Raw genomic sequence first — 12,563 nt, 5'->3', positions numbered from 1 at the left:
AACCTAAACTGCGATATATATGAGAAATACTTGTTTGCTTCTACTTTCCCTACTTCTTTTTATTCATTGTAAAAAAGCTCCTGTATTACCTACCGGGGTGGTTACCGAAAAAGCTATGGTGGTTTCTGCCCGTGAGGAGGCCTCCAAAATTGGTGTAGAGATTATGAAGAAGGGAGGCAATGCCTTCGATGCCATGGTAGCAACAGAAATGGCGTTAGTTGTAGCCTATCCTTTTGCCGGTAATTTAGGTGGTGGGGGATTTATGGTATACCGAAAGGCCGATGGTGATGTCGGCGCCCTTGATTACAGGGAAAAGGCGCCACTTTCCGCCATAAAGACATGTACTTGGATTCCTTGGGCAATGTGATTCCAAATATGAGTACGTTGGGCGCTACGGCCGTTGGGGTTCCTGGAACGGTGGCGGGAATTATCGAGGTGCATAAAAAATTCGGGTCATTGCCACTTGAGGAGATTTTTGAACCCGTGATTGCTTTGGCGGAAAAAGGGGTGCCAGTTACTGCGAATCAAGAGAAACGATTGGCGAGCCAAAGAGAAAAGTTTATCGAAGTGAATGGTGACAGTACCAAATTTGCTACAGAATTTAAAGAAGGTGACATCATAACCTATCCCGCTTTGGCCAATACTATGAGGAGAATCGCCCAAAATGGAAGAGATGGATTTTATAAAGGGGAAACGGCCCAAAAGCTTGCGGCCTTCATCCAAGAAAAGGGAGGTTTTATAACAGAGGAAGACTTGGAAAAATATGAGGCGGTATGGCGACAACCCATCATTTTTAAATATAAGGACTTACGAATCATTTCTATGAGTCCGCCTAGTAGCGGCGGAGTGACGATCAATCAAATATTTAAAATGATTGAACCGTATGAAGTGTCGGATTTAGGACATAATTCGGCCAAGACCATTCAGTTGTTCACCGAAGCTTCGAGAAGGGCCTATGCCGATCGGAATTATTATTTGGGAGATCCGGATTTCGTGGACATTCCGCTGGATGTGTTGTTGAGCGATGGGTATTTGGACGAACGCATGCGGAATTTTTCCTTTGAGAGGGCGACCAAATCCTCCGACGTGGAAAGAGGTAATGTAGAAATTGTGGAAAGTATGGAAACTACCCACTACTCCATCGTGGATTCGGAAGGAAATGCTGTTTCCGTGACCACTACCTTAAATGGGGCCTATGGGTCGAAATTGTATTCGGACGAATTGGGCTTCTTCCTCAACAACGAAATGGATGACTTTAGTTCAAAGCCCGGGGTTCCTAATATGTTCGGTCTTATTGGAGCGGAAGCCAATAGCATTGCTCCAGAAAAGCGCATGCTAAGTAGTATGACCCCTACCATTGTAGAAAAAGACGGGAAATTATGGATGGTGGTAGGTACCCCTGGGGGCTCTACCATTATTACGGCAGTGGCCCAAACGATACTAAACGCATATGAATTCGACATGAGCATGCAGCAAGCGGTAAACGCGCCACGTTTTCATCATCAATGGTTGCGAGATATGGTCATTTTTGAACCTGAGGGCTTTTCGGATACCTTGAAAGAAGAAATGAAATCAAAAGGCTATATTATCAATGAAGAACGCACCCCCATCATCGGTAAAGTGGATGCTATCAAAATATTACCTGATGGTAAACTGGAAGGTGGTGCAGACAAACGTGGTGATGATGCTGCCGTTGGATACTAGTTTCAATTTAGTTGTCAGACCTATACCGAACTATAAAAAGAAATTATGCTAAGAAAAATATTGAGAATTCTAGGTGCCGTCATTCTTGTGATTGTGATTGTCTTTGGAATTCTATATGCAATATATAACGAACCGTTGCCCGAGGGACGTTCGGGTCCGGAAGCGGATGCCTTGGCCGAAAAAATGCTTTCTTCCCTGAACTATGAGGAATATCGGAACACACGATTCATTGAATGGTCTTTTAGAAATGACTCTCATTTTTACAAATGGGATAGGGAAAAAAGAAAAGTAGAGGTGCAATGGGATGACTTTCGGGTCGAATTGGATTTGATTAATACTGGTTCCAGTATTGGGTATAAAAATGGGGAGCGGCTCAATACCCATGAAAATGAGGATATTGTGGAGGACGCCATCGCCATGTTCAACAACGATTCCTTTTGGCTGGTGGCACCATATAAAGTTTTTGACCCTGGCACCCAAAGACAGGTGGTTATTTTGGAGGATGGATCGGAAGGTCTCTTGGTGACCTTTAATAGAGGGGGTACTACTCCTGGCGACTCTTATTTATGGCTTTTGCAACCCAGTGGTTTCCCTAAAAGTGTTAAGATGTGGGTAAAGATAATTCCCATTGGCGGGGTAGAGGCTACCTGGGACGAATGGTTAGTGACAGATAGTGGAGCCTTTCTTCCTAAATCGCATGTCATGGGTCCTATGGAAATTTCCATGGGCGATGTAAAGGGATATAATTATTAAAGAATGTAGAATCGAACCTATGGAAATAAAACTCTTATCTCAAAAAGACTTAACTGAAGGATTACAAGAACAACTTTCAAAATTATATGTACAGCTTAATGCTGAATTAAAACAACTTTCACTTGAGAAAATCCTTGAGGAAGATGAGCATATTGACATTGCCGCCAGTTTTCAAGAAGAGGAACTTATCGGAATTGCCATGATGGCCAATTATAAAGTGATATCCGGATATAAAGGAATGATCGAGGATGTAATTGTTTCCGAAGCCCATCGAGGAAAGGGAATAGGAAGAAAATTGATGGAAGTATTGCTACAACAGGCCGAAAAAAGAAAACTAGATGACATACTACTTTTTAGCGGCCATCATAGAACCGCCGCGATCAGTCTGTACAAAAGTCTTGGGTTTACCTTGAAGAATAGTGGCCTCTACATTAAAAAGTTTTAGAGCTACACCTTTTTCACATGCTGTAATTGGTTTTTAAGTTCTTGCATGGATTCCTGCAGCTGTTTCAACAATCCACTGTCCGTAGTGGCGTCTACATTAAAGGTAATCTTACTGCTTACCTCCCATATCTCCTGTATTAAAAACGGTTTTATGTCATAGGGTGGATACGCCTCATTAAGGGATACTAAGGTAATGTTGTTGGAATTCGGTCTCTTTTCTATTTTCTTGACCATGACCGAATCCTGTAAGACTACCACATACATTTTGTTGGCGCTTACGTGATCAATATGCTCTATGGCCCTTGCCAAAACCCATTCGCCAGGCCTCAAATTGGGCAGCATACTATCCCCCTCTACTTGAAAACCTCTATACGTGGCATTCCTGAACTCCGGTATAGGTAAATCGAATGCCGGCAATTGTTGGTACCAGCTGGTATCGGAAATATTTTGAGGATATCCAGCAGCTGCCTTTGCATTTACCAGCACCATATTGTCGCGATCCGCACTATCTACGGTAACTACTTTAGGAATGACACTCGTTTTAGAAGTCTCCAAAAACTGATTGTCACTCTCCCCAAATAACCACAACGGATTAATTTTAAATTGCTTTAGAAGCTCAGATACCACTTTACCGGATAATTTGGTCCTTCCCCGTTCAATATCCGCAGTGGTATTTTTTACCCCAAGTAGTTCAGCAAACTCCGCTTGTGTATAGCCTAGTTCCCTCCTAACATCGGTAAATCTTTTGAGTGTCAGTTCGTTTTCCATATTCAAATATAGTCAATATGGATTATTTCCAAAATAAAATTTGGAATATTTCCATAATTAGGAATATTTCCATAATTTTGGAATTATTACAATAATAGAAATGGATTTTACCCGAATCAAAGAAAAATTGAACATTCGGCGGACGCCGCCAAATATGATGTTTCCTGCTCCAGTAGTGGTAGCACTAGAAAGAACACGAATAAAGGTTTGGGAAACGCCAGTAACGGAATTTGCCATAGTTATTCCGAGGACGGACGGTGTATTTCCTTACTGAAGATTCTTTTGACCAACCATTGCATTTACGATTGTGCTTACTGTGTTACTAGAAGGAGCAATGACATCAAAAGGGCAGCCTTCAAGATTCAGGAAGTGGTAGATCTTACTATTAATTTTTATAGAAGAAACTATATAGAAGGTCTTTTTTTAAGCTCCGGGATTTTTAAAGATCCGGATTATACCATGGAGCGGTTGATAGCTGTGGCCAAAAAATTACGGGAGGAAGAAAATTTCAATGGTTATATTCATTTAAAGTCGATTCCTGGAGCCAGTGATGAATTGATGTATGAGGCAGGATTGTATGCTGACCGATTGTCGGTCAATATTGAAATCCCCACAATATCAGGCCTTAAACTGTTGGCTCCGGACAAAAAACATGAGGATTTTGCCAAACCAATGCGTAAGGTCAAGAATGAAATTATCCGGTTTAAGGAGGAACGAAGGCTCCTTAAAAGCACCCCAAAATATGCTCCTGCAGGCCAAAGCACCCAAATGATAGTGGGCGCCACAGGTGAATCGGATAAGGATGTTATGTACTCTGCCACACATTTTTACAAGAATTTTCATATGAAAAGGGTGTATTACTCAGGGTATGTCCCTATAAGTAATGATACCCGTCTCCCTTCCCTAGGCACCCAAGTGCCCATGTTACGTGAGAATAGGTTGTATCAGACCGATTGGCTATTACGATTTTATGGTTTTTCTGTGCAAGAATTACTCAATGAGCAGTACCCCAATCTAGATATGCAAGTAGACCCTAAATTAAGTTGGGCCTTGAGAAACCTACATCACTTCCCTGTTGACATCAATAGAGCTGAAAAAGCCCTATTGGCCCGTATCCCTGGAGTTGGGATGACTTCGGTTCATAAAATCATGAAGGCCCGAAAATTCCGGAAGTTGGATTGGGATCATCTTAAAAAAATTGGAGTGGCCCTCAATAGGGCAAAGTATTTTATTCTTTGTGATTCCCGCTATTGGGAACGCAGGGATATGGACGCAGAACGTATTAAAGGGTTGATTATAAGCACATCCTACGGAAAATTTAGAAATCAATATTCCAATCAATTATCACTTTTTAATTAAAAGAGTAGCCTCATGACAGCAACAAAGACTTTAATTTATGACGGTAGCTTTAACGGTTTTTTGACCGCCGTATTCGCAGGGTTTGAACAAAAATTGCCTTTCGCCGATATCCAAAAGGAACGTTCGGCGCAGAACGGACTTTTCTCCGAAACGGAGACCATTTTCACCAATATTGATATAGCCAAAAGGGTGTGGAACGGTATCAAAGGCCGAAGGAATTCGGCCATTAAGAACATTTACTTTTCATTTTTGAGCGGGGAGAAAAACCTGGAGCCTCTACTCTATCAATACATCCGAAAAATAATGGGATCCAAACACGTTGCATCCGACTTCTCCGATGCCTGCATTTTAAAAATCAGTCAGACGGCGCAAAAAGTACATCGGGAAAAGCATCGTATGGAGGCATTTGTACGGTTTCAACTGACCAAGGACGGCATCTATTTTGCGAACATCGAACCTGATTTTGATGTACTTCCTTTAATTTCCAAACACTTTAAGGAGCGCTATGCGGATCAACCGTGGATCATTTATGACCTAAAGCGCAACTATGGTCTGTATTACGATCTCAATGGAGTGGAAATCATAACGATGGATCTTTCCCATACTTTGGAAAATAGCATCAAGAAGAATACTAGCCTTGTAACTGAGGAGTATGACTATCAAGATTTGTGGAACAATTATTTTAAAAGTACCAATATCAAGTCCCGTATCAACAAAAAATTACATACCCAACACATACCTAAACGATACTGGAAATACCTTAGTGAAAAAAAGGAGGCAGTTTAGTTTGGCTTTTATTTGGAGGGCCTTTCGTAGGACTTGATTTTTTGAAAGAAATCCGCTCGCATTCGGTCAGCATCAAAGTCCTTGTAATAAAATACTTTTCTGCCACCATTGTCCTTTGAGGTGATGATTTCCACTTCCTCCATCCATTACGGGTGTAAAAAAGCATTTACAATGGTCAGGTCCCAAATGGTTCTTTGGGTTCGGCCGCCATCTATATGGTCGTCCCAAACCTTTATAAGAAAGCCTCCCAAGAAATGATTTTCCAGTTCGGAACGGGTTTCTTGGTACTCAAAGGTCATTTTACTTGCGACACTTACAGGAATAATGTGCATTTCCACGGTTGAAAACAATAAATGGGTCAAGGCATAGGAGTCCATAGCACAGTTAAAATCGTCCCGTCTCAAAATGCCCTTTTCAAAATCATACGTACTTCCCAACCAATACAGTCTAATGTTATCCGCAATTCCAGGTTCAATAAATACAGCGGATGCCACGTTGGTCAACGCCCCAAGCGCGATTACATTTATTTTTTTGCCATTTTTCTGTGCTTTTGCCTGTTTGATTATGTCATAGGCTGCGGCGGAATGTTGGGCCCGGTCTCCCCAATCGTACATGCGGGACGCTCCTCCTCTATTGGTCTTTGTATTTAATCCCATAATACCCAACAAGGTCTGATTGAGCCGGTGACTGTCCTCCATGCTTTTTTCCGTAGTCCATTGAGAGGCTTGCCATTGGGTGGCGTTCAATGCAATAACATCGATGCTATCGTTCATCAAAATGATGCTAAGAGCATACGCATCGTCCACTTCGTTCGCCGTATCAGCATCCAAAATCACTTTAGGTTTATCTTGTGCAAATCCACTGAAAGAAGCGATTCCTAAGAAAATTACTATAATAACAAAAAGGTCTTTGAAACGCATGTCGAAAGTCATTTTATCTAATAGGGCATATTAAAATTAGGAAGAGCGTTCCCCCACAAACTGGTCACTCTTGTTTTTAAACAACACATTAAAGGTTGTTAAACTTCCATAAATTCGGGTAATATATTGTTGCAGATCAATTTTTTCTTGGTCATCCAGATTTTTACTGGCATTTATTTTTTGTTCCATCACCCGGATACGGTCCCGCACCATGACTATTTTGTGAAAAAATGTGTCTATCGGGATTTCCTTGTTGCTCAAACTGGAATCCCCAGGTTCTAAAACCAGGCTGCCGCCTTTCCATTTATCAGCTATAGCTACTTGCTCGGTGACATCGCTCCATCTTTTTAAAATGGACATTAAAGACGTTTCCACTTCTAGGAAACTTACTGTGTCAACGTCGTTTTCCAAGGCTTCAATCACTTCAAAATCATCGTTGATGTCGATGGTCTCCAACCCCCTCTCCATAAATGTTACCCAATAATGTTTGGATGAAACATTCGTTACCACTCCCATTCCAAACTCCATGTGTTTAATGCGTGACCCAATTCCTAATAATTGCATATTTCATTGTTTGATTTAAAGACTAAGGTAGCATCTCTTGTAATTATCGCCAAGGAAAATACAGATTGGGTATATTATTATTCTTGGAGAAATAGCTCCTGTTGTGAATATGGAGAACTTCCAGTACATTTAAAGTTCATTCAACCTAACAACATCATGAAACGATCCATTTGGTTTTTGCTGATTGCCTTATTGGTAATCGCATGTAAAGAGAAAGAGAAACAAAACGAAAATACCGTTGCAAAGGCACCGGAGAAATTAAAGGCCTTAATTCTCGATGGTCAGAACAACCATTATGTCCGGCCAAAAACCACGATGATGATGAAGGACTTTTTGGAGGAAACCCAATTATTTGAGGTGGCAATCCACCGAATGGACTCGGTTTGGTTGGGCATAAAATACAATGAGTCCGGACCGGAAGCCTACACCTCCTTTATTGAAACCTATCCACTGGATTCTACAAAGTATGGGAAATCATCACAATCAATTAAAACATCGGACTTTAGCATTGACTTTGAACAATATGATGTCATTATTTCCAATTTAGGCGCGGAGTCCCCCTTATGGCGGAAGCTACACGGGCCAATTTTGAAAATTACATTGCCAAAGGAGGTGGATTGGTTGTTGTCCATGCCGCCAACAATGCTTGGGGAGAATGGAACGAATTCAATAAAATGATTGCCTTGGGGGCATGGGGCGGACGGGATGAAAGTACCGATTCATACGTGTACTATAATGATTCAGGTGAGGTCATTCGTGATGATATCGAGGGCGTTTGTGGCTCCCATGGATCCGAATACGAATTCCCAATAACAACGCGAGAACCGGAACATCCCATAATGAAAGGCCTACCTAAAATATGGATGCACACCCAAGATGAATTGTATGAACGCATGCGTGGACCTTTTGAAAATGCTACTATTTTAGCCACTGCCTATGCTGATGTGGAAAAAAATGCCCCTCCCTGGAATCCGGATGTAAAGGGTTTGGGTCAAAATGTCCCCATGTTAATGGCCATTGATTATGGACAAGGAAGGGTTTTTCATACCACCTTGGGCCATTTTGATTATTCCATGGAATGCGTAGGATTCATCACAACATTACAAAGGGGTACGGAATGGGCCGCTTCAGGTGAAGTAACACAGGAGGTGCCTTCTGATTTCCCTAATGAGGACAGTACATCGTCTAGGAAATGGAAAGGTTAATTCGTGTTTAAAAGCAATTACTTGGATTGACCTTCGCAACCTTCTTTCCTTCGGGTATCGATTAGATAAATAATCTTCCATTCGCCCTCTAGTTTGACCATTTGGAAGGAATTGACACCACAATGGCTAAAATTATCGTTTATCCGGAATTCATAGGGTGTCCATGCATTTGCCATGGCCCCATCAATCTGTATGGAATAATCCAACAACTTTTCTTTGAAATTGACAGAGTCTCGGAATACTGACAATTGAATGAATGAGGTCTTTAAAATTTTCCTCTCTCAAAATTGTTTTACCATCCTTTCCGGTTCCAATGGTTTGCAAAACAATACTTGTACTCACAAGATTTGCTAATCCCACCGAATCCTGAGCATGGAATGCCGTGAAGAATTCGTCCACTGTATTTCTAACAGCGTCTTCATCGGTGGATTGTCCAAAGGAAAATAGGGTAGTTACTACAAATAGGGTTGTTACTATTCTTTTCAAACCAGATCAATTAATTATGAATTAAAGATACTATAAATCCATACTGTTCAAAATTTGCTAAAAATTTTATCTCAACAAATCTCATTACTTTTGCTCAGATTAAATGGTATTATATGTCTACTGCAAAAAAGGAGTATAAGCGAGTTACGGTGAAGTCACTGGTCGATATGAAAAGTAATGGAGAAAAGATATCCATGCTTACGGCCTATGACTATTCCATGGCAAAAATTGTGGATGCTGCCAAAGTCGATGTTATTTTGGTGGGTGATTCTGCCAGTAATGTTATGGCCGGTCACGAGACAACTTTACCTATTACCTTGGATCAAATGATCTACCATGCCTCTTCGGTAATTAGGGCGGTCGAAAGGGCCTTGGTGGTAGTGGACCTTCCTTTTGGAAGTTACCGGAGTGACCCTAAGGAGGCACTTCGGTCGGCCATACGAATTATGAAGGAAAGTGGTGCCCATGCCGTGAAAGTAGAAGGTGGCATGGAAATAAAGGAATCTGTAAAGAGAATTTTGGCCGCAGGAATCCCAGTTATGGGGCATTTAGGGCTAACACCGCAATCCATCTATAAATTTGGCACTTATACAGTTAGGGCCAAGGAAGAGGAAGAGGCCCAAAAATTAATGGAGGATGCCGATATGTTGGAAAAATTGGGATGTTTTAGCGTAGTACTTGAAAAAATACCTGCTACCTTGACCAAGAAGGTTTCGGAACAATTGACCATACCCACTATTGGAATAGGTGGTGGAAAATATGCGGATGGGCAAGTTTTGGTCGTGCATGATCTTACGGGCATGACACATGAATTCAATCCAAGATTCTTAAGAAGGTACATGAATTTATACGAGGAAATGGGCAATGCCATATCGAATTATGTGAAGGATGTAAAAAGTATGGATTTCCCTAATGAGGAGGAACAATATTGATTCTTATGAAACCAAATAGGAAGGTATTTTTTAGTAGACTGGTTATAATAGGGCTTGTACTTTTAAATATCGACTGTGACCAGGTCTCTAAAAGGGTGGTGCGTGAAAACGTTTCACATCAGGAATACATTCCCTTGATCAAAGACCATTTTATTCTTACCAATGTGGAGAACACTGGGGCTATGTTGGGGTTTGGGGCCAACTTCCCTCCTATCTTAAAGCTCATACTGTTCCAAATTCTTCCGCTACTTGTCCTGATGATTTTGTTATACAGAATATTGGCCAAAACCCATACCAATAAATGGATGATTTTGGCCTTTGCCTTTGTTATAGGGGGCGGTATAGGAAATCTAATCGATAGGATTGCCTTAGGTTCGGTAACGGATTTTTTTCAAATCCGACTTGGTTTTTTCAGGACGGGTATATTTAATATGGCCGATGTTGGCGTAACCACGGGAGTGCTTCTCATTCTATTGTTAGGACTTGTAGGCAAAAAAATTACCATTTAAAAATATGGTAGCTACGGAAAAGGTATTATCCACCCCAAAAAACCTCCAAGTTTTATATGAGGATAATCATCTAATCATTGTCAACAAAAGGCCGGGAGATATCGTTCAAGGTGATAAAACAGGAGATATGCCCCTAAGTGAGGTTGTCAAGGAATACTTAAAGGAAAAATACAAAAAGCCGGGTAATGTGTATTTGGGGGTGGTCATAGATTAGATAGGCCAACATCTCGGCTTGGTTGTTTTCGCCAAAACCTCTAAGGCACTTCCAAGATTGAATAAACTTTTTTCCGAAAAGAAGGCTAAAAAAACCTATTGGGCCGTGGTAAAGACAATGCCACCAAATAAGGAAGAAACCTTGGTACATTGGCTGAAACGGAATCCTAAGCAAAACAAATCATATGCACATATAAATGAAATTCCGGCAAGTAAAAAGGCGATTCTTGATTATAGGGTTTTAAAGGCACTAAATAATTATTTTCTATTGGAAATCGACTTAAAGACGGGTAGGCATCACCGAGATAAGATCTCAACTATCCGCTATTGGCTGTCCTATTAAAGGAGATTTGAAATATGGTTTTCCTCGTAGCAATAGCGATGCCAGTATTCATTTACATGCCCGAAAGCTAGATTTTGAACATCCCGTAAAAAAAGAACCCGTTTCCATTGTAGCTCCCTTACCTGGTGATACTATTTGGGATGCCTGTTCTTAAATTTTGTACATTAGGTTTTCTAAACACCATAGCCATGTACAAGAAAATCTCTATTCTTTTTCTCCTTGTTCTTTTTTATAATTGTTCCTCGTATAATTCCATAGACACCTTTTACAATGCCCATAAAAATGACAATCAGGTAACCGCTGTAAGAGTGCCCCAATTCATGCTTAAACTGATAAGTGGAATTTCCCCGGAAATGCAAACTCTGATAGGAAATACGAGGGACTTAAGATATATGCAGTTTCCAAGTGCTACCCCGGCCGAACACAATTTCTAAATCAACAAATGAGCGGGATTACGGGCAATTCGTTTATTGAAGTGTATAGAAGAAATGATGATTTAAAACGAAATGTGGTGTCCATACGAGAGAAAAGGAATAGTGTAAAGGAAATCTTGATTTATAACAATAACGCCCAAAACGCATCCTTTCTTTATTTTAACGGTGATTTCGACCCTATAAAGGTTCGTGAAATGGCTCAAAATAATGAGTTTGAGTCATTGGGTAACAATGTAATCAGCGAATTTGCCCCGAATATCAATCCTGAGAACTGAGCTATTTGCCCTTTGAGGATCTAACACTTTCTACAAGTACTGAACTCAAAATCAATGCTCCACCTACCAAGGTAGTGGCTTTAGGTATTTCGTTTAAAAATAGGGCTCCGATTATGATTCCGTAAATAGGTTGCACGCTGCTCAAAATACTTACGGTTGTAATACTGAAGTGTTTAAATGTCATAAGGAAAAGACTATGGCCTATGGCCGTCGTAATTACCCCTAAAGCCAAAAGTCCCTCCCATTGCCCTAATATTTCTGTAGAAGAAGTAAAAAATAATGCTGGTAACATTAACAACGCAATCGTTGCTGTTTGATAGACCATAAGGGTGGTTCCCTGATATTTATGGACTTTCATTTTTAAAATTATATTTCTCAGCGCATATGAAAAAGCGGAAATTAACCCCATAATGATGGCCAAAGTGTTTGAGTCCTTTAGATTGAAGTTTGGAGATAGAAAGTAGATTCCCAATAATACCAACCCGCCAAGTAAAAGGTGCATTTTTTGAAGTTTGGACTTTAACAGTAGAGGTTCCAAAAACGCGGTGATTACAGGATAGGTGAACAAGGACAACATTCCTATGGCCACGTTGAATCATTGTAATGCATAAAAATAAAACAACCAATGGGCAGCCATTAAAACACCCGTAATCAAAACTATGGATAGATCGCCCTTCTGAATATTTAGGGAAATTTTTCTGAATCTGCAGAACAGAAGTAAAAGAAAAAAAGCAATGGCCCCCCTGATTCCTGTAGTCACGGGAACTGGTAAATCCACAAACCTTCCTAATGGCCCGGAGGTGGCAATGAACAACATTGCCAAATTGATTTCCAATAAGTGGGAGGCATGTGAACGATTCATTTGGGC

At 40.7% G+C, this 12,563-nt stretch carries 15 protein-coding genes and 4 pseudogenes; 11 read left to right on the top strand and 8 right to left on the bottom strand.

The genetic code is table 11. From position 1 onward, the window contains the following. The first annotated feature begins 19 nt into the window (after window positions 1-19). From ggt to NYZ99_RS09680, 3 genes and pseudogenes are all read left to right on the top strand, one after another. Window positions 20-1,704 (top strand): annotated as a pseudogene (gene ggt / locus NYZ99_RS09690) (gamma-glutamyltransferase). 45 nt (window positions 1,705-1,749) lie between these two features. Further along, on the top strand, window positions 1,750-2,457 hold the full coding sequence (locus NYZ99_RS09685; RefSeq protein ID WP_260575066.1) for a hypothetical protein: 708 nt from the start codon (window positions 1,750-1,752) through the stop codon (window positions 2,455-2,457). A 19-nt stretch (window positions 2,458-2,476) separates the two neighbouring features. Then, complete coding sequence (locus NYZ99_RS09680; RefSeq protein ID WP_260575065.1) at window positions 2,477-2,902, top strand: GNAT family N-acetyltransferase; 426 nt, start codon at window positions 2,477-2,479, stop codon at window positions 2,900-2,902. A gap of 2 nt (window positions 2,903-2,904) precedes the next feature. Here NYZ99_RS09680 and NYZ99_RS09675 read toward each other — a convergent pair whose 3' ends face one another. Next, window positions 2,905-3,669 carry an XRE family transcriptional regulator gene (locus NYZ99_RS09675; protein WP_260575064.1) on the bottom strand — a complete coding sequence of 255 codons (765 nt, stop codon included), beginning with the start codon at window positions 3,667-3,669 and terminating at the stop codon, window positions 2,905-2,907. A gap of 100 nt (window positions 3,670-3,769) precedes the next feature. On the opposite strand from NYZ99_RS09675, the pseudogene NYZ99_RS09670 reads away from it, so the two are divergent. Together NYZ99_RS09670 and NYZ99_RS09665 are read left to right on the top strand one after the other, a co-directional pair. Beyond that, window positions 3,770-5,028, top strand: a pseudogene (locus NYZ99_RS09670) (putative DNA modification/repair radical SAM protein). Between the two features lie 12 nt (window positions 5,029-5,040). Further along, on the top strand, window positions 5,041-5,814 hold the full coding sequence (locus tag NYZ99_RS09665; protein ID WP_260575063.1) for a TIGR03915 family putative DNA repair protein: 774 nt from the start codon (window positions 5,041-5,043) through the stop codon (window positions 5,812-5,814). Between the two features lie 8 nt (window positions 5,815-5,822). Here the strand turns inward: NYZ99_RS09665 and NYZ99_RS09660 are convergent, their stop codons facing one another. From NYZ99_RS09660 to NYZ99_RS09650, 3 genes are read right to left on the bottom strand one after another with little or no spacing between them, the layout of a single operon-like run. After that, the gene (locus NYZ99_RS09660) at window positions 5,823-5,957 is read right to left on the bottom strand and encodes a hypothetical protein (protein ID WP_260575062.1); all 135 of its coding nucleotides are present in this window, start codon (window positions 5,955-5,957) and stop codon (window positions 5,823-5,825) included. Window positions 5,958-5,960: 3 nt separating this feature from the next. Further along, on the bottom strand, window positions 5,961-6,734 hold the full coding sequence (locus NYZ99_RS09655; protein ID WP_260575061.1) for a nucleoside hydrolase: 774 nt from the start codon (window positions 6,732-6,734) through the stop codon (window positions 5,961-5,963). A gap of 36 nt (window positions 6,735-6,770) precedes the next feature. Continuing rightward, window positions 6,771-7,298, bottom strand: a complete 528-nt coding sequence (locus tag NYZ99_RS09650; RefSeq protein ID WP_260575060.1) for a hypothetical protein — start codon at window positions 7,296-7,298, stop codon at window positions 6,771-6,773. A 156-nt stretch (window positions 7,299-7,454) separates the two neighbouring features. Here NYZ99_RS09650 and NYZ99_RS09645 point away from each other — a divergent pair, with 156 nt between their 5' ends. Both NYZ99_RS09645 and NYZ99_RS09640 read left to right on the top strand, forming a co-directional pair. Then, window positions 7,455-7,976 carry a hypothetical protein gene (locus tag NYZ99_RS09645; protein ID WP_260575059.1) on the top strand — a complete coding sequence of 174 codons (522 nt, stop codon included), beginning with the start codon at window positions 7,455-7,457 and terminating at the stop codon, window positions 7,974-7,976. Beyond that, window positions 7,916-8,503 (top strand): ThuA domain-containing protein, encoded by a 588-nt coding sequence (locus NYZ99_RS09640; protein WP_260575058.1) that lies wholly within the window; start codon window positions 7,916-7,918, stop codon window positions 8,501-8,503. Before NYZ99_RS09645 ends, NYZ99_RS09640 begins: the two co-directional genes overlap by 61 nt. 17 nt (window positions 8,504-8,520) lie before the next feature. Here the strand turns inward: NYZ99_RS09640 and NYZ99_RS09635 are convergent, their stop codons facing one another. Continuing rightward, window positions 8,521-8,709 carry a hypothetical protein gene (locus tag NYZ99_RS09635; RefSeq protein WP_260575057.1) on the bottom strand — a complete coding sequence of 63 codons (189 nt, stop codon included), beginning with the start codon at window positions 8,707-8,709 and terminating at the stop codon, window positions 8,521-8,523. Continuing rightward, window positions 8,687-8,989, bottom strand: a complete 303-nt coding sequence (locus NYZ99_RS09630) for a hypothetical protein (RefSeq protein WP_260575056.1) — start codon at window positions 8,987-8,989, stop codon at window positions 8,687-8,689. Before NYZ99_RS09630 ends, NYZ99_RS09635 begins: the two co-directional genes overlap by 23 nt. A 113-nt stretch (window positions 8,990-9,102) precedes the next feature. On the opposite strand from NYZ99_RS09630, the gene panB reads away from it, so the two are divergent. From panB to NYZ99_RS23205, 4 genes and pseudogenes are all read left to right on the top strand, one after another. Further along, window positions 9,103-9,921 carry a 3-methyl-2-oxobutanoate hydroxymethyltransferase gene (gene panB, locus NYZ99_RS09625; RefSeq protein ID WP_260575055.1) on the top strand — a complete coding sequence of 273 codons (819 nt, stop codon included), beginning with the start codon at window positions 9,103-9,105 and terminating at the stop codon, window positions 9,919-9,921. Between the two features lie 5 nt (window positions 9,922-9,926). After that, window positions 9,927-10,430 (top strand): signal peptidase II, encoded by a 504-nt coding sequence (gene lspA, locus NYZ99_RS09620; protein WP_260575054.1) that lies wholly within the window; start codon window positions 9,927-9,929, stop codon window positions 10,428-10,430. 4 nt (window positions 10,431-10,434) lie between these two features. Then, window positions 10,435-11,140: pseudogene (locus NYZ99_RS09615) on the top strand (RluA family pseudouridine synthase). Beyond that, window positions 11,127-11,695 (top strand): annotated as a pseudogene (locus NYZ99_RS23205) (DUF4252 domain-containing protein). Before NYZ99_RS09615 ends, NYZ99_RS23205 begins: the two co-directional pseudogenes overlap by 14 nt. 1 nt (window position 11,696) lies before the next feature. Here NYZ99_RS23205 and NYZ99_RS09600 read toward each other — a convergent pair. Next, complete coding sequence (locus NYZ99_RS09600; RefSeq protein WP_338039417.1) at window positions 11,697-12,284, bottom strand: DMT family transporter; 588 nt, start codon at window positions 12,282-12,284, stop codon at window positions 11,697-11,699. Between the two features lie 6 nt (window positions 12,285-12,290). After that, entirely contained in the window at window positions 12,291-12,557 is a 267-nt protein-coding gene (locus NYZ99_RS21735) for an EamA family transporter (protein WP_338039416.1), read from the bottom strand. Window positions 12,558-12,563 lie beyond the last annotated feature (6 nt).

The organism is Maribacter litopenaei (assembly GCF_025244665.1).
In the GTDB taxonomy this organism is placed as follows: domain Bacteria; phylum Bacteroidota; class Bacteroidia; order Flavobacteriales; family Flavobacteriaceae; genus Maribacter; species Maribacter litopenaei.
Note: the sequence above shows the minus strand (reverse complement) of the source record. Positions and strands in the feature narration are given on the sequence as shown.

Excerpts from the sequence above, each read along its gene's own strand:
- NYZ99_RS09685 (WP_260575066.1), top strand. The coding sequence starts at position 1,750 with ATGCTAAGAAAAATATTGAGAATTCTAGGTGCCGTCATTCTTGTGATT.
- NYZ99_RS09680 (WP_260575065.1), top strand. The coding sequence starts at position 2,477 with ATGGAAATAAAACTCTTATCTCAAAAAGACTTAACTGAAGGATTACAA.
- NYZ99_RS09675 (WP_260575064.1), bottom strand. The coding sequence starts at position 3,669 with ATGGAAAACGAACTGACACTCAAAAGATTTACCGATGTTAGGAGGGAA.
- NYZ99_RS09665 (WP_260575063.1), top strand. The coding sequence starts at position 5,041 with ATGACAGCAACAAAGACTTTAATTTATGACGGTAGCTTTAACGGTTTT.
- NYZ99_RS09660 (WP_260575062.1), bottom strand. The coding sequence starts at position 5,957 with ATGGAGGAAGTGGAAATCATCACCTCAAAGGACAATGGTGGCAGAAAA.
- NYZ99_RS09655 (WP_260575061.1), bottom strand. The coding sequence starts at position 6,734 with ATGCGTTTCAAAGACCTTTTTGTTATTATAGTAATTTTCTTAGGAATC.
- NYZ99_RS09650 (WP_260575060.1), bottom strand. The coding sequence starts at position 7,298 with ATGCAATTATTAGGAATTGGGTCACGCATTAAACACATGGAGTTTGGA.
- NYZ99_RS09645 (WP_260575059.1), top strand. The coding sequence starts at position 7,455 with ATGAAACGATCCATTTGGTTTTTGCTGATTGCCTTATTGGTAATCGCA.
- panB (WP_260575055.1), top strand. The coding sequence starts at position 9,103 with ATGTCTACTGCAAAAAAGGAGTATAAGCGAGTTACGGTGAAGTCACTG.
- lspA (WP_260575054.1), top strand. The coding sequence starts at position 9,927 with ATGAAACCAAATAGGAAGGTATTTTTTAGTAGACTGGTTATAATAGGG.
- NYZ99_RS21735 (WP_338039416.1), bottom strand. The coding sequence starts at position 12,557 with ATGAATCGTTCACATGCCTCCCACTTATTGGAAATCAATTTGGCAATG.